The sequence below is a fragment of the Sporichthya polymorpha DSM 43042 genome, assembly GCF_000384115.1.
Lineage (GTDB): Bacteria > Actinomycetota > Actinomycetes > Sporichthyales > Sporichthyaceae > Sporichthya > Sporichthya polymorpha.
Window position 1 is genome coordinate 5,283,185 of record NZ_KB913029.1, and the last position, 14,996, is coordinate 5,298,180.

The 14,996-nt window shown below is 72.3% G+C and carries 16 protein-coding genes; 3 read left to right on the top strand and 13 right to left on the bottom strand.

What is annotated here, in order from left to right; translation table 11 throughout:
• Positions 1 to 85 precede the first annotated feature (85 nt).
• A complete protein-coding gene (locus tag SPOPO_RS0125485) occupies positions 86 to 403 on the top strand; it encodes an antibiotic biosynthesis monooxygenase family protein (protein WP_019878036.1) in 318 nt (105 codons plus the stop codon).
• Positions 404 to 414: 11 nt separating this feature from the next.
• Here SPOPO_RS0125485 and SPOPO_RS0125490 read toward each other — a convergent pair whose 3' ends face one another.
• Positions 415 to 1,257: a hypothetical protein gene (locus SPOPO_RS0125490; protein WP_019878037.1), complete on the bottom strand. Its 843-nt coding sequence runs from the start codon at positions 1,255 to 1,257 to the stop codon at positions 415 to 417.
• 68 nt (positions 1,258 to 1,325) lie between these two features.
• Entirely contained in the window at positions 1,326 to 1,547 is a 222-nt protein-coding gene (locus tag SPOPO_RS0125495) for a hypothetical protein (protein WP_019878038.1), read from the bottom strand.
• 138 nt (positions 1,548 to 1,685) lie between these two features.
• Here SPOPO_RS0125495 and fgd point away from each other — a divergent pair, with 138 nt between their 5' ends.
• Positions 1,686 to 2,690, top strand: coding sequence for a glucose-6-phosphate dehydrogenase (coenzyme-F420) (gene fgd / locus SPOPO_RS0125500; protein ID WP_019878039.1), 1,005 nt, complete (start codon positions 1,686 to 1,688; stop codon positions 2,688 to 2,690).
• 54 nt (positions 2,691 to 2,744) lie between these two features.
• Here fgd and SPOPO_RS31630 read toward each other — a convergent pair whose 3' ends face one another.
• Genes SPOPO_RS31630 through SPOPO_RS0125515 form a run of 3 tightly spaced genes read right to left on the bottom strand, consistent with a single transcriptional unit; the run spans position 2,745 to position 4,354 of the window.
• Complete coding sequence (locus tag SPOPO_RS31630) at positions 2,745 to 3,149, bottom strand: ketopantoate reductase family protein (RefSeq protein ID WP_019878040.1); 405 nt, start codon at positions 3,147 to 3,149, stop codon at positions 2,745 to 2,747.
• 23 nt (positions 3,150 to 3,172) lie between these two features.
• Entirely contained in the window at positions 3,173 to 3,679 is a 507-nt protein-coding gene (locus SPOPO_RS0125510) for a ribose-5-phosphate isomerase (protein WP_019878042.1), read from the bottom strand.
• A 33-nt stretch (positions 3,680 to 3,712) separates the two neighbouring features.
• Positions 3,713 to 4,354, bottom strand: a complete 642-nt coding sequence (locus tag SPOPO_RS0125515; RefSeq protein ID WP_019878043.1) for a mycothiol-dependent nitroreductase Rv2466c family protein — start codon at positions 4,352 to 4,354, stop codon at positions 3,713 to 3,715.
• Between the two features lie 127 nt (positions 4,355 to 4,481).
• On the opposite strand from SPOPO_RS0125515, the gene pepN reads away from it, so the two are divergent.
• A complete protein-coding gene (pepN, locus tag SPOPO_RS0125520; RefSeq protein WP_019878044.1) occupies positions 4,482 to 7,055 on the top strand; it encodes an aminopeptidase N in 2,574 nt (857 codons plus the stop codon).
• Positions 7,056 to 7,152: 97 nt separating this feature from the next.
• Here pepN and SPOPO_RS31635 read toward each other — a convergent pair whose 3' ends face one another.
• Genes SPOPO_RS31635 through SPOPO_RS0125565 form a run of 8 tightly spaced genes read right to left on the bottom strand, consistent with a single transcriptional unit; the run spans position 7,153 to position 14,991 of the window.
• Positions 7,153 to 7,542: a DUF5130 family protein gene (locus SPOPO_RS31635; protein ID WP_019878045.1), complete on the bottom strand. Its 390-nt coding sequence runs from the start codon at positions 7,540 to 7,542 to the stop codon at positions 7,153 to 7,155.
• Positions 7,529 to 7,939 (bottom strand): hypothetical protein, encoded by a 411-nt coding sequence (locus tag SPOPO_RS35380; protein ID WP_051098459.1) that lies wholly within the window; start codon positions 7,937 to 7,939, stop codon positions 7,529 to 7,531. The genes SPOPO_RS31635 and SPOPO_RS35380 overlap by 14 nt, the downstream gene beginning before the upstream one ends.
• Entirely contained in the window at positions 7,936 to 10,092 is a 2,157-nt protein-coding gene (gene malQ / locus SPOPO_RS0125540) for a 4-alpha-glucanotransferase (RefSeq protein ID WP_019878047.1), read from the bottom strand. The genes SPOPO_RS35380 and malQ overlap by 4 nt, the downstream gene beginning before the upstream one ends.
• Before the next feature lie 9 nt (positions 10,093 to 10,101).
• The gene (locus SPOPO_RS0125545) at positions 10,102 to 11,529 is read right to left on the bottom strand and encodes an amidase (protein ID WP_019878048.1); all 1,428 of its coding nucleotides are present in this window, start codon (positions 11,527 to 11,529) and stop codon (positions 10,102 to 10,104) included.
• A gap of 53 nt (positions 11,530 to 11,582) precedes the next feature.
• On the bottom strand, positions 11,583 to 11,957 hold the full coding sequence (locus SPOPO_RS0125550) for a type II toxin-antitoxin system death-on-curing family toxin (RefSeq protein WP_019878049.1): 375 nt from the start codon (positions 11,955 to 11,957) through the stop codon (positions 11,583 to 11,585).
• A gap of 10 nt (positions 11,958 to 11,967) precedes the next feature.
• On the bottom strand, positions 11,968 to 12,171 hold the full coding sequence (locus SPOPO_RS0125555) for a type II toxin-antitoxin system VapB family antitoxin (protein ID WP_028985119.1): 204 nt from the start codon (positions 12,169 to 12,171) through the stop codon (positions 11,968 to 11,970).
• Positions 12,172 to 12,226: 55 nt separating this feature from the next.
• Positions 12,227 to 13,012: a sulfite exporter TauE/SafE family protein gene (locus SPOPO_RS0125560; protein ID WP_211210965.1), complete on the bottom strand. Its 786-nt coding sequence runs from the start codon at positions 13,010 to 13,012 to the stop codon at positions 12,227 to 12,229.
• 47 nt (positions 13,013 to 13,059) lie between these two features.
• Complete coding sequence (locus SPOPO_RS0125565; RefSeq protein WP_019878052.1) at positions 13,060 to 14,991, bottom strand: molybdopterin biosynthesis protein; 1,932 nt, start codon at positions 14,989 to 14,991, stop codon at positions 13,060 to 13,062.
• Positions 14,992 to 14,996: the final 5 nt, after the last annotated feature.

Consider the following 14,996-nt stretch of genomic DNA (forward strand, 5'->3'; position numbering starts at 1 on the left):
GACAAGCACCGACCTGTCCACCGTCCGGCCGGTTTCGCCTCGTCCGTTCGGACGAGGGGCCTCGTTCCGGGGCACAATTCCCCGCGTGGAACTTCGCGTCGGGCAGGTCGTCACCGTGTTCCGGTCCCGCCTCGCCGCGGACGCCGGCGACGAGTACGTCGAGCACGCCACGCGCATCAGCGAGTTGGCGCGGACGATGCCCGGCTACGTCGAGCACAAGATCTTCACCGCGGCCGACGGCGAGCGCGTCACGCTGGTGACGTTCGCGGACCGGCCGAGCCACGACGCGTGGCGCGACCACCCCGAGCACCGGGCCGCCCAGCGCGCCGGCGTTGACCGCTACTACGAGACCTACTCGATCCAGGTCGGCGTGGTGGACCACGCCGCGCACTTCACCCGGTGATCACCCGGTGATCAGCCGGTGAACGACTCCGTGCCGGGGACAAGCGTCAGACCCTTGATGCCGGAGTGCTGCTGCGCGTAGGCGAGGGCATGGGCGAGGTCGGTCAGCCCGTTGCTCCCGGGCGGCAGGGTGTTCAGCGAGATCAGGACACCCGCCGCCCGGCCGGAGGAGTCCATCAGCCCGCCGCCGGAGTCCCCCGGGACGCCGGGCGGGAGCAGGTAGACCAGGTGGTACCAGCCGGGCGGCTCGGTGCCGAGGCTGAAGCCCTGCTGCGGAGTCTCGATGCCGGCGCGCAGGCCGGAGGCGCCGTAGCCGTACACCGGCTCCCCCGCCGGCAGACCGCCGTTGTCGATCACACCGGTCGGGCCACCGAACAGCGGCACCGACGGGTTGACCTTCGCGACCGCCTCGGCGGGGATACGGATCAGCGCGAAGTCGTTGCTCAGGCAGGTGATCTCATCGGTCTCGCGGACCTTCTGCATGGTCAGCCAGCTGCTGTAGGCCAACTCGCCGCTGACGCCGGACGACCCGAGCGAGACGCGGGTCCCGAGCGGCTGGGACGGCGACGCGCAGCCACTGCCGCTGAGCGGGCTGCCCTCCGCCGAGGTGCAGTGCGCCGCCTGGCCGATGTACACGTTCTCCGCGCGGTCGGTGAACACGAAGTTCGCCGTGCAGCCGGCGCCGCCGGCCTCGGTCCCGACGCCCGGGTAGATGGTGGCGCTCTCGACCGGGGCCCAGTTGATCCCCGGGTTGGTCCCCGGGTTGATGTGCGTCCCCGCGGAGGCGGGCGAGACCGGCAGGGCGGCGGTGGCGAGCACGACGGCGGCAGCCAGTGCGGCGGGACGGAATCGCACGTGAGAGCTCCTGAGAATGTGTCCGGTTTCGGCATGGTACGTCCCGCGGCGCACCTGCCGGGCCGAACTCAGCCGGAGTCGCCGGGCGGCGGGGCGACCGACAGCGGAGGCTCGGCGCGCGTCGGCGCGCTCAGGTCCGCCACCAGCGGGGTCCGGTCGGGTTCGGTGAAATCGTCGCCGGAGCCCAGGACCCAGGTTCCGACCGCGATCGCGGCCACCGTCAGCACCAGCGCGAGGACGAACGCAAGCCGGCGCAGCTCGAAGCCACCGGTCTCCTCCACGACGCTCATGACCGCGGAACGTAGCAGCGGCTCCGGGCCCCGAACCGGAGCCCGCCCGGGGCCTTCCCGATCCTTTACCTGCTCTTCCGACAGCCCTGGAGCACACGCCGTGACACCTCGCTGCCGGGTGGTCGCTAGGTTTCCGTCATGGCGATCGCAATCGGGTACAAGGCGTCGGCGGAGCAGTTCGGGCCGCGGGAACTGGTCGAGTTCGGCGTGGCGGCGGAGCGGTACGGCTTCAACTCGGCCGTCGTGTCCGACCACTACCAGCCGTGGCGGCACAACGGCGGGCACGCGCCGTTCTCGCTGGCGTGGATGACCGCCGTCGGTGAGCGGACCGAGCGCATCACCTTGGGTACGTCGGTGCTCACCGCGACGTTCCGCTACAACCCCGCGGTGATCGCGCAGGCCTTCGCGACCATGGCCTGCCTCTACCCGGGTCGGGTCATGCTCGGCCTGGGGACCGGTGAGGCGCTGAACGAGATCGCGGTCTCCGGCATGGAGTGGCCGGAGTTCAAGGAACGCTTCGCCCGCATGCGCGAGGCCATCGACCTGATGCGCCGGCTGTGGACCGAGGATTCCGTCGACCACTCCGGCGAGTACTACACCACCGTCGGGGCGACGGTGTACGACAAGCCGGAGCAGCCGATCCCGATCTACGTCGCCGCGGGCGGCCCGGTCGTGGCCCGCTACGCCGGCCGCGCCGGGGACGGGTTCATCTGCACCTCCGGCAAGGGCATGGCCCTCTACCAGGAGGAACTCGTCCCCGCACTGCACGAGGGCCTGGAGAAGGCCGGCCGGTCGATGGACTCCCTCGACCGCATGATCGAGGTCAAGCTCTCCTACGACCATGACGCCGAGTTCGCCCTCAACGCGACCCGCTTCTGGGCGCCGCTGTCGCTGACCGCCGAGCAGAAGCACTCGGTCTCCAGCTCCCAGGAGATGGAGCGCCTCGCCGACGAGCTGCCCATCGAGCAGGTCGCGAAGCGCTGGATCGTCGCCTCCACCCCCGACGAGGCCGTCGAGGGCATCCGCCCCTACATCGAGGCGGGCTTCACCAACCTCGTCATCCACTTCCCCGGCGCCGACCAGGTCCGCTTCATGGAGCAGTTCTCCGCCGACGTCATGCCCCGCCTCCGCGAGCTCGGCTAGCTGTGAAAAAAGGGTGACACCCCTTACTGCGCAGTAAGGGGTGTCACCCTTTTTTCACAACTGCGCTGCCGCGGCGCGGGCGGAGGGCTCGAGGACGGCGTGGACGGTCCGGGTGACGGCCGCGACACGCTCGGCGGGGGCGACGCCGCCGTTCTGCAACGAAACGACGAAGCCGTCCGGCCCCAGCAGCGACTTCAGCGCCGGCAGTGCCCCGTCGATCGCGTACGCCTTCACCGCCAGCAGGACGACGTCGTGAGCGCCGAGCTCACCCGGGTCGTCGCTCGCGCGCACTCTCGACAGGTGCAGGTTCCCGCGCGGGCTGTGGATCTCGATGCCGTTCGTCCGCAGCGCCGTCAGCTGCGCGCCGCGGACGAGAAAGCCGACATCGTGCCCCGCCGCGGCCAGCCGCGCACCGAAGTAGCCGCCGACGCCGCCGGCGCCCACGACTCCGATGCGCATTCTGACGGCCCTTCAGGTCCGCGTCACGTCAGGAGTTCGGGGTGCGCGCTCTCGGCCTCCTCGCCGGGGAGCGGCGGAAGCTCGTGCGTCTTCTCGTAGTCGGCGAGCATGCCGATGCGGCGGTTGTGCCGTTCCTCGTCGCTGTAGGGGGTGTCGAGGAAGACCTCGAGGAAACGGGCGGCCTCCTCGAGCGTGTGCATGCGCGCACCGATGCTGATGACGTTGGCGTTGTTGTGCTGCCGAGCGAGCGAGGCGATCTCCTCGCTCCAGACCAGCGCGGCCCGGATGCCCGGGACCTTGTTCGCCGCCATCTGCTCGCCGTTGCCCGATCCGCCGAGGACGACGCCGAAGCTGCCCGGGTCCTGCGCGGTGCGGGCCGCGGCGGCCAGGCAGAACGGCGGGTAGTCGTCCTGGGCGTCGTAGATCGTCGGGCCGCAGTCCACCGGCTCGTGCCCGGTCTCCTCCAACCACCGCAGCAGGTGGTCCTTGAGCTCGAAGCCGGCGTGGTCGGACCCCAGGTAGACGCGCATGGCGCGAGTCTGCCAAACAAGCCCAGTCGGGCGTCAGGCCGCCCGGTCGTGCAGGGGCGCGGCGCCGGTGTCGAAGCGCGGACCCTCGTCGCGGGTCCGCTTGAGCTCGTAGAACCCCGGCGTGGACGCGACCAGCACGACGCCGTCCCAGAGCTTGCCGGCGTCCTCACCGGCGGGGGCCGGGGTCACGACCGGGCCGAAGAACGCGGTGCCCGCGACGCGGATGATCGGGGTGCCGACGTCCAGCCCGACCAGGTTCTGGCCCTCCTCGTGGGAGGCGCGGACCTTCTCGTCCCAGCTCTCGTCGTCCCAGGCCTCGATCAGGTCGGCGGGCAGGCCGACGGCGGCGAGTGCCTCGGCGACCGTCCCCTGGTCGCGCTCGCGGTCCTCGTGGTGGAAGCGGCGGCCGAGTTCGGTGTACAGGCCGGGGACCACCTCGTCGCCGTGCCCGACCTGCGCGGCCATGACGACGCGGCCGATGTTCTTCCCGGTCGCCAGCAGCTTCTTGTACTCGTCGGGGATGTCACGGTCCTCGTTGAGCATCGCGAGGCTCATCAGATGGAACTTGACGTCGACGGGCCGGACCGTCTGGACCTCCAGCATCCATCGCGAGCTCAGCCACGCCCAGGGGCAGAGCGGGTCGAACCAGAAATCGACGGTGCTGCGCTCACTCACGGGGTACTCCGTTCCGTAGGTCCTCACCAGGTGCAACCTGCGCCCCACTCGGCGCATTCCTGTGAAAGTCCTGCCCACCCCGCGTGGAAGGATGAGCCGTCCCGTCGAACGAGTCAGGAGTTCCTCAGTGCCCGGCAAGAATCTGACCCGCGACGAGGCGGCGGCCCGCGCCGCCACGGTCGACGTCCACTCCTACGCGGTCGAGCTCGATCTGGTCCCGGACCCGTCGGGCGAGAACCGCACGTTCCGCTCGACGACCGTCGTGCAGTTCGACGGGCTCGTCGGCCGCGAGAACGGAACGTTCCTCGACCTGATCGCCCCGTCGGTGAGCGAGATCACCCTCAACGGCAAGGCGCTCGACCCGGCCACGCACTTCGACGGCACCCGGGTGAACCTGCCGGAGATCGCCGCGGACAACACGCTGCGCGTCGTCGCCGACTGCGCGTACATGAACACCGGCGAAGGCCTGCACCGCTTCCGCGACCCGGTCGACGACGGCACCTACCTGTACACGCAGTTCGAGGTCGCCGACGCCAAGCGCGTCTTCGCCTGCTTCGACCAGCCCGACCTCAAGGCGACGTTCCAGCTGACCGTCCTCGCCCCCGCGCAGTGGGCCGTGTTCTCCAACGCCGAGACCCCCGAGCCGCGACCGGTGCCGGGCCGGGACGGCTCGTCCGTCTGGGTCTTCGACGCGACCCCGCGCATGTCGACCTACATCGTCGCGCTCGTCGCCGGCGACTACCACGTCGAGCGCAGCGAGTACCGCGGTCCCGGCGACCTCGTCGTCCCGATGGCCGTCGCCTGTCGCCGCTCGCTCGCCGAGCACCTCGACGCCGACGAGATCTTCGACGTCACCCGCAAGGGCTTCGACTTCTTCCTCGAGCTGTTCGACCAGCCGTACCCGTTCACGAAGTACGACCAGCTGTTCGTGCCCGAGTACAACGCCGGCGCGATGGAGAACGCGGGCTGCGTGACGATCCTCGAGGACTACGTCTTCCGCTCGAAGGTCACCGATGCCGCCTACGAACGGCGCGCGGAGACGATCCTGCACGAGCTCGCCCACATGTGGTTCGGCGACCTCGTGACGATGAAGTGGTGGGACGACCTCTGGTTGAACGAGTCGTTCGCGACCTACATCAGCGTGCTCTGCCAGTCCGAGGCGACGCGGTGGACCAACGCGTGGACGACGTTCGCGAACGTCGAGAAGACGTGGGCCTACCGGCAGGACCAGCTGCCCTCGACGCACCCCATCGTCGCCGACATCAATGACCTCGACGACGTCGAGGTGAACTTCGACGGCATCACCTACGCCAAGGGCGCCTCGGTGCTCAAGCAGCTCGTGGCGTGGGTCGGACGTGACAACTTCGTCTCTGCGATCCGCACGTACTTCTCCCGGCACGCGTGGGGCAACACGACGCTGAAGGACTTTCTCGCGGCGCTCGAGGAGACCTCCGGCCGGAACCTGTCCGCGTGGTCCGCGGAGTGGCTGCAGACCTCGCAGGTCAACGTCCTGCGTCCGGTCTTCGAGCTCGACGAGCTCGGGGCGTTCCGGCAGTTCACCGTCCAGCAGAGCGCGCCCGAGGACTACCCGACGCTGCGCTCGCACCGCATCGCCATCGGCCTCTACGAACTCGTCGACGGCAAGCTCAGCCGCCGCGACCGCGTCGAGCTCGACGTCGCCGGCGCGAGCACCGAGGTCAAGGAGCTGATCGGCAAGCGCGCCGCCGACCTCGTCCTGGTCAACGACGACGACCTCACCTACGCCAAGATCCGCCTGGACCCGGCGTCGCTCGCGACGCTCGGCCGGCACATCGGTGACATCGCCGAGTCCCTTCCCCGCGCCCTGTGCTGGTCCGCGGCCTGGGACATGACCCGCGACGCCGAGCTGCCCGCGCGTGACTACGTCGACCTCGTCCTGCGCGGCATCGGCAGCGAGACCGGCATCGTCGTCCAGCAGGCGCTGCAGCGGCAGGCGATCTCGGCCCTGTTCCTGTTCGCCGACCCCGGGTACCGCGAGCCCGGGCTGTCCCGCTTCGCGGCAGCGGCCCTGGAGCACCTGCGCGCCGCCGAGCCCGGCAGCGACAGCCAGCTCGCCTGGGCGCGCACGTTCGCCTCGGTCGCCCGGACCAACGAGCAGCTCGACCTGCTCGCCGCGCTGCTGGCCGGCGAGCCGCTCGTCCCCGGCCTCGCGATGGACGTCGACCTGCGCTGGCACATGCTCCACCGCCTGGTGTCCCGCGGCGTCGCCGGCGAGTCCGAGATCGACGCCGAGCTCGACCGCGACGACACCGCGGCCGGCCAGCGCCACGCCGCCGGCGCCCTCGCCGCCCGTCCCACGGTGCAGGCGAAGGAGGAGGCCTGGGCCTCCGTCGTCGGCGACGACAAGCTCCCGAACGCGATGCAGAACTCGATCATCGGCGGGTTCGTCCAGATCGAGCAGGGCGAGATCCTCGAGCAGTTCGTCGAGCCCTACTTCGAGGCCGTCCCGCGGATCTGGGAGGAGCGCACCAACGAGATCGCCCAGAACATCGTCAACGGGTTCTACCCGTCGTGGCGGATCTCGGCCGACACCGTCGAGCGCACCGACCGCTTCCTCGCCGAGAACTCCCCGGCCCCGGCCCTGCGCCGCCTGCTGACCGAGGCCCGCGACGGCGTCCAGCGCGCGCTCCGCGCCCAGGAGTGCGACCGCGCCGCCGGCTGAACCGCCCTGTCAGAAAAGGGTGACACCCCTTACTGCGCAGTAAGGGGTGTCACCCTTTTCTGACGTCGCGGCGGAGTCGGCGCGGAGCGCGCCGGACTCAGTGAGCGGTGTGGAGCGAGGCGGGGTGCCGGGCGTGCTCGGCGAGGAGCTGGATGCCCTGGACGATGCCGCCGGCGAGGTTGCCGGCGGCGAAGGCGGTGGTCATCGTCATCGCGGCGAGGGCACAGGCGCGGTCGTCGACCCAGCGCCGAGCGCGGGAACCGGTGACGATCTCGAGGCTGCGGGAGGCGGGGTCGACGAAGACGAGGACGGTGTCGGCGGCCTCGGCGCCGAGCTCGGCGTGGCGGCGCTTGGCGGCGGCGCGGGTCGGTCCGTCGGCGGCGCCGACGTAGACCGAGAAGTTCACTCCGCTGGTGCGGCGACCCTGCTGGATGGCCTTGACGATCTCCTCGCGCTGGCGCTCGGAGAACGCCTCACCAGCGAGCACTGGTCCCACCGCCCGGGGCGTCGGTGCCGGCGTCCGCCGGGGCACCCTCGAGCGCCGGGTCGGCGGAGCCGCTCTCGATCGCGGCCGGGCCGTCCTCGCCGGGGGCGCCGTACCACTCCGCCTCGGCCGTCCACTCCTTGCCGGGGCGGTAGCGCGGGCCGCGGATCATGTACGGGATCGAGACCGTGAGCCAGATCAGGGCCATCAGTCCGACCGGAATGCCGACGAAGATCCCGATGATCTTGAGGTTCGAGATCCCCTCGCCGGGGTCGTCACCGTCGTCGCGCGTGAGCGCCATCGCCGGCGACGCGGCGAGCGTCGAGGACGCAAGGACAACACCGAGAACGGCAGCCCGGAACCAGGCCTTCGGAAGCGGGCGCCAGCTAGTACCGATCACGAGGTGAGACTAGCGAACGCCTGTGCGAGTGAACGCACACGGTCGGCCACCGGCGACGGCCCCGCCAGGTCCTCCAGCAGGACCGGCCGCCCGTCGGCGTCGAGCAGCGGCAGCTGCCAGTTCGGGTACTCCAGGTAGGTGCCGGGCTGGTTGAGCGTCCGGCGGTCCCCGACGGCGTCGGCGAGGGCGACCCCGCACAGCAGCGTCGGCGTCCGGGCCAGGAAGCGGTGGAGGGCGTCGACCAGCGCCGGGATGTCCCCGACCGGCCCCGGGTCGATGCCCTCGGCCTCCAACCGGGCCCGCCAGCTCGCGACCTCGTCCCAGAGCCCCATCCACTCCTCGTCGGCGGGACGGGTGAGCAGGCCGAGCCGGTCGCGGATGCTCACGTGCTCGCCCGCGAGGTACCCGGCGCTCGGGGGCAGATCGTGCGTCGTGACCGTTCCCAGGCACAGGCGCCGCCACGCGTCGGCGGGCAGCGGCCCCACCTCGTCGCGTTCGAAGAACAGGATCGACGTCCCGAGCATCCCGCGCTCGTGGAGGTAGTCGCGCACCCACGGCTCGACCGTCCCGAGGTCCTCGCCGATGACGACGGCCCCGGCCCGCGCGGCCTCCAGCGCGAGCACGCCGACCATCGCCTCGTGGTCGTAACGGACGTACGTCCCCTCGGACGGCTTGCGCCCGGCCGGGACCCACCAGAGCCGGAACATGCCCATGACGTGGTCGACGCGGATCCCGCCGGCGTGCCGCAGGACGCCGCGGATCATGTCGCGGAACGGGGCGTACCCGAGCTCGGCCAGCCGGTTGGGCTTCCAGGGCGGCTGACTCCAGTCCTGCCCCTGCTGGGTGAACGCGTCCGGCGGGGCGCCGACGGAGACGCCGATCGCGAGGACGTCACTCAGCGCCCAGGAGTCCGCGCCCCCGGGGTGCACGCCGACCGCGAGGTCCGCGATCACGCCGATCGGCATGCCCGCGGCGGCCGCGCGCTCCTTGACCGCGGCGAGCTGCTGGTCGAGCTGCCACTGCAACCACGCGGCGAAGTCGACGGCGTCGGTGAGCCGGGTCCGCTCGGCGGCGACGGCCTCGGTCGCGGGGTGTCGCAGCTCCTCCGGCCACGCCATCCAGGCCGGGCCGTGCTCCTCGCACAGGGCGGACCAGGTGGCGAAGTCGAGCAGGGCGACGCCCTCCCGCTCGCGGTACGCGGCGAACTCCTGCGCGCGCTCCGCGGACAGCCCGGCGCCGTGGATCAGCTTGAGCGCCGCCCGCTTCGCCGTCCATGCGACGTCGCGGTTGAGCAGCTCGTCCACGCCGCCGCGGCCCTGCAGCGGCTCTCCCAGGGCGTCGACCGCCGCGCGGACCGAGGCGTCGAGCCTCGTGTACTCCGGGATGTCCTCGACCCGCAGGTACAGCGGGCTGACGAAGCGACGGCTCACCGGCAGGTACGGCGACGGCTCGATCGGCGGGAGCGGGGCGGTGGCGTGCAGCGGGTTGATCAGGACGAAGCCGGAACCGAGCTCGGACGCCGACCACTCGGCGAAGGCCGCCAGGTCCGCGAGCTCGCCCGGACCCCAGGACCGCTCGCTGCGCACCTGGTACACCTGCGCGAGGTGACCCCAGCTGCGCCGGGGCTCGCCGTCGAGCCCGCGCAGCTCGGCGGGCAGCTCGAGCGAGGCGGGCGTGACGATCAGAGCGCTCTCGGCGCTGCGCTCACCGCTGCGGGCCGAGATCCGGTGATAGCCGAGCGGCAGGTCGTTCGGGAGCTCGAACGTGGCCTCGCCGGTGAGCACCCCGTCGACGACCGTCGGTTCGACCCAGCGGTCCACCTGGCGGACCTCCGCCCGGTCGGCCTGCTCCAGCTCGATCCACACCTCGACCGGGTCGCCGTGCGGTACGTGCACCGGGAACGTGGTCGGGCCGGCCGCGTCCTGACGCATCGTCACGACCGGTGGCAGGACGCGCCGCCAACGGTCGGCCTCGAGCTGGGCCAGGGACCGTCCGGCCGCCGCCGGGGTGGACGCCTCCCAGCCCAGCGACTCCAGCACCGCGACGATCGTCGACTCCGGGACCGCGACGTACTCGCCGCGCCAGTCCCAGTACTCGGTCGCGACGCCGCACGCGGTGGCGAGGGCGACAAGGTTCGGGGAGAGCTCGGTCACGGAGGTCCTCTACCAAATTTCCGGACGGCGATGCGCCCACGGCGCTGCGCGTTCGATCTGAGCGGCGAGGGCGAGCAGGTCGCCGTCACCCGCCGGGCGCCCCGCCAGCATGACGCCGAGCGGCAGCCCACCCTCCCCGGTTCCGAGCGGCAGCGACACCGCGGGGTGACCGGTGAGGTTGAAGAAGGACGTGATCGGCGTGAACGCGAACTGGGCGGCGAAGTCTGCGGCCGGGTCCTCGTCGTTGCGCAGTTCGCCGATGCGGACCGGCGGCGTGGCGAGGGTCGGGGTGAGGATCGCGTCGAACCCCGCCCACGCCCGCGCGGTCGTCCGCGCCAGCCCCTGCAGCTCGCCGATCGCACCGAGCAGGCGTGGGGCGTCCACCGACCGGCCGCGTTCGCGCAGCCAGCGGGTCAGCGGCCGCAGCCGCTCCTCCGCCCCCGGCGGCACCGGGCCGCTCGCGGCCAGCGACGACCAGACGTCGAGAAAGTGCGGGTGGTGCTCCGCCGCCGCCGGCGGCTCGACGTCGACGACCTCGTGGCCGAGCTCGGTCAGCAGCGTCGATGCCTGCTCCCAGGCGGCCAGCACGTCGGGGTGGAACTCGGCCGCCACCAGCACTCCGGCGGCGAAGCGACCGATTCGCAGCCGCGGCGGGTCGCTTTCGGTGCGGGCCAGGAACGTCTCCCCCGGCGGGAGCGGGGCCGCCCACCACGGGTCGCCGGCGACCGGCCCGGCGACGGCGTCGACGAAGGCCGCCGCGTCGGCGACGGTCCGCGCGAGCGGCCCGTGCGTCACGAGCCCGACGGGGTCGGGCCCGAACGGCGCGTTGCTGATGCGCCCGCGGGAGGGCTTGTAGCCGACCAGTCCGCAGACCGAGGCCGGGATCCGGATCGAGCCCCCGCCGTCGCTCCCGAGCGCGATTGGGGCGAGCCCGGCCGCGACCGCCGCCGCGGCCCCACCGCTGGAGCCGCCGGCGGTGCGGGTCAGGTCCCAGGGCGTCCGGGCCGGCGGTGCGACGTCCGGCTCGGTGTAGCAGGGCAGCCCGAACTCCGGCGTGTTCGTCTTGCCGGTCATCACGGTGCCCGCGGCCCGCAGCTTCTCGATCACCGCGGCGGAGACCTGCGGGACGAAGTCGGCGAAGACCGCAGATCCCAGCGTCATGCGGACCCCGGCCACCGCGGTCAGGTCCTTGACCGGGACGCACACGCCGAACAGCGGCGGCAGGACGTCGTCCGGCCCGGCGGTCGCGATCCGCTCGTCGGCTTCCTTCGCCTGCGCGAGCGCGAGGTCCGGCGTCCGCGTCGTGAACGCGCCGACGGTGTCGGAGTGCACCTCCGCCCGCCGCAGGTAGTGCTCGGTCAGCTCGGTCGCGGAGACCTCCCGGCGGCGGATTGCGCCCGCCTGCTCGAGCGCGGTCAGGTCGTGCAGCTCGCTCACCCCCGCGACGCTACCGGGCGATCTTGACCGCGCGGTCACGCCGCCCGGCGGGACTAGTTCGATCGGACCCAGGGCGCGAGAGTCCCAGCAATGGTGGCGACGTCCAGCCGACCCTCGGCAACGGCGATGACCAGGTCGTAGCCCGAGTCGTCGTCCACCCGCAGCCGGTGGCTGTTGAGCCGGTAGCAGGTCGCGATGGCCAACCACCCCAGCCGCTTGTTGCCGTCGACCAACGGATGGTTCCGCACGATCGACTCAAGGAGCGCGGCCGCCTTCGTGTGCAGGTCCGGGTAGGCCTCCTCACCGAACACGCTCGCCCGCGGACGAGCCGCAGCGGACTCGAGCAGACCGACATCGCGGATTGCCACCGGCGCGCCCGTGAGCCGGATCAGCGCCACCAGGTCCTCGGTGTCGAGGTAGCGGGTCACGGCAACGAGGTCACTGGCCCAGCCGGTCGAGGAGCGCCGAGTAGTGCTCGGCCTCCTCCCGGGCGTACCGCAGTACCTCGGTCTGGTGGGACAGCCGGGCGAGACGTTCCTCGACCGCCCGCACCACCGCGTCGGTCTTCGACACGCCTTCGAGCGCAGCCAGCTCGGCGAGCGCCGCCTCCTGCTCCGCCGTCAACCGCAATGTCATCGCCATGACGCGATGGTATCTCGGTGGTATCAACCGGGCCACAAGCTTGTCCAGGACACGCTCAGCGGTGCCCCCACACCTTGATCGAGGACAGCAGGAGCACGGCAACGAGGATCGGGATCAGGACGTCGTCGGCGACGACGTCGAGCAGCAGCCCGCCGACGACGGTGCCGATGACGGAGCCGGCGGCCATCGCGACCGCGAAGCCGCGGTTCTCGCGGAGGACGGCGAAGCTGCTGTCCCGGCTGTAGCGGGCGAACGCGACGAGCATCGTCGGCAGCGAGACCGCGAGGCTGACGCTGCCCGCGAGTTTGATGTCGAGGCCGTACAGCAGCACGATCGTCGGGATCAACAGTTCTCCGCCCGCGACGCCCATCAGCGCCGCGACGACGCCGATGCCGACGCCGGCCACGACCCCCGCGACGAAGCGCGCCCCGCTGGGCAGGTCGAGCTCGGACACGGTGCCGGCGTGGTGGGCGGCGAGGACGACGGCCATGAGCACGAGCAGCACCGCGAGGACCTTGTAGAGCGTCGCGGTGCGCATGCGGATCGCCCACGTCGCGCCGATCCAGGCGCCGATCAGACTGCCCGTCAGCAGGTTGAGGACGACGTCCCACTCGTCGCCGAGTTCACCCGGCGGAACAGCAATCAGCCGGGCGGGCAGGGCGGTCGCGACGACGACCAGACTCATCGCCTTGTTGAACACGACGGCCGGCAGCGCCGTGAACCCGAAGAGCAGCAACAGCAACGGCAGCCGGAACTCCGCGCCGCCGAGGCCGATCATCCCACCCAGGATCCCGACCGCCGCACCCGCGACGAACGCGAGCGGCCGAGACCGACGTCCCACGGCGGCCCCCGAGCTCACCGGTGGCTCACCGAACGCTCACCGGATGCTCACCGGATGCGCAGCCCGGTCTCGGCGCAGGAGTACCCGCCGAGAGCCTCGATCTCGGCCCGGAACGCCGGGTCGGCGAGGAGGTCCCACAGCGGGGCCAGCAGCGGGTCGTCGACGGCGTCGGCGCGCAGGACGAGGTCGTAGGGCTCCTGCGCGACCGGGACGAAGTCGAGACCGAACGCGCGCGCGGCGGCGCGGATCCCGAGGCCGGTGTCGACCCGGTCCCCCGCGACCGCGGCGGCCACCGCGAGGTGGGTGTGCTCCTCGCGGCCGTACCCGGCGATCGCGCTCGGGTCGATCCCGAGGCGTGCGAGTTCCTGGTCGAGCAGGACGCGGGTGCCGGCGCCGCGCTGCCGGTTCACGTACCGCAGGCCGGGCCGGGCGAGGTCGGCGATGCCACCCAGGCCGAGCGGGTTGCCCCGCGGCACGATCAGGCCCTGATCGCGGTGCACGAGCCGGACGACCGCGACCTTCGGTCCGTCGCCGACGAGGCGGTCGAGGTAGGGCAACGTGTACTCGCCGGTCTCCGGGTCGAGCAGGTGCGAGCCGGCGAGGTGGCAGAGCCCGTCGCGGATCGCGACCAGCCCGCCGAGCGAGCCGACGTTCGACGACGCCAGCGTGATCCGCGGGTCCACCTGACGCAGCCGCGACGCGGCGATGTCGAGGACGAGGTCGTGCGAGCCGATCGCGACGACGGTCCGCCCGATCTCCTCCGCGCCCCGGAGCAGGTTGACGCGCACCTGCTCCCCCGCGTGGTGGCCCTCGATCCCGGCCGGCACGACCAGCAGGCCGTCGGCGCGAACCAGCGACGTCAGGACGCCGGCGCCGCGGGGCAGCGGCGTCGCGACGATCTCCCCGCCGACCTTCCCGAGGCGGACCCGCACCCAGTCGTCGCTCCCCAGCGTCGAGGCCAGTTTGCGGGCGAGCCGGGCGTGCACGAACGGCCGCTCGCGGGGAGCCGCGCCCTCCAGCCGCGAGAGCAGCGGTGCCGCGAAGATCTCGAACGTGAGCGCTGCCGAGACCGGGTAACCCGGCGCGCCGAGCACCGGGGTGCCCTCGCCGACCTCGGTGACGGCACCGAGCACGACCGGGTGCCCGGGCTTCACCGCGACGCCGTGGACGGCGAGCGTTCCCGCCGCCTCGACGACCCGGGCCGTGTAGTCGTCCCGGCCGGCGCTCGACCCGGCGACGAGGACGACGAGGTCGGCCTCCGCGGCCGCCTGCCGCAGGGCCGCGATTATCCGGTCCGGGTCGTCCGGGACGACCGGCGTCGTGCGGGCCTCCCAGCCGAACTCCTTCGCCTGCTCGGCGAGCATGAGTGAGTTCGTGTCGAGGATGTCGCCCGGGCCGAGCTCGGAGCCGATCGGACGGATCTCGTCCCCGGTCGGGACGACGACGACCACCGGCTTCCGACGGACCGTCAGTTCCGTGACGCCCGCGGCCGCGGCGGCCGCGACGTCGACGGCGCGCAGCCGGTGGCCGGTCGGGAGCAGCAGTTCGGTCGCGCTGATGTCCTCACCGATCGACCGCACGTGCTGGTACGGCGGCACGGCCGCGCGGAGCTCAGCGGCTCCGTCCGCGGTCCGGTGCACGTGCTCGCGCATGACGACCGCGTCGTAGCCCTCGGGCAGCGGGTCGCCGGTGTCGACGACGACGAAGCTCTCCGGAGCCAGCAGGACCGGGGAGGTCTCGGTGGCCGCGACGGTGTCCGCCGCCCGGACCGCGATGCCGTCCATCGCCGCGGAGTCGAACGCCGGCGAGGAGCGCCGCGCCCAGACCGGCTCGGCCGTCACCCGGCCCACGCCGTGCTGCACCGGGACCGGCACCGCCTCGGTCAGCGCGGGACACCCTGCGGCCTCGCAGACGGCCTGCCAGGCGGCCTGCGCCTCGGCCGCCGGCACGTCGGAGAGGAAGGGGCTCGACGGCGGCACGTTGC

Excerpts from the sequence above, each read along its gene's own strand:
- SPOPO_RS0125495 (WP_019878038.1), bottom strand. The coding sequence starts at position 1,547 with ATGAGCGTCGTGGAGGAGACCGGTGGCTTCGAGCTGCGCCGGCTTGCG.
- fgd (WP_019878039.1), top strand. The coding sequence starts at position 1,686 with ATGGCGATCGCAATCGGGTACAAGGCGTCGGCGGAGCAGTTCGGGCCG.
- SPOPO_RS31630 (WP_019878040.1), bottom strand. The coding sequence starts at position 3,149 with ATGCGCATCGGAGTCGTGGGCGCCGGCGGCGTCGGCGGCTACTTCGGT.
- SPOPO_RS0125510 (WP_019878042.1), bottom strand. The coding sequence starts at position 3,679 with ATGCGCGTCTACCTGGGGTCCGACCACGCCGGCTTCGAGCTCAAGGAC.
- SPOPO_RS0125555 (WP_028985119.1), bottom strand. The coding sequence starts at position 12,171 with ATGGCGATGACATTGCGGTTGACGGCGGAGCAGGAGGCGGCGCTCGCC.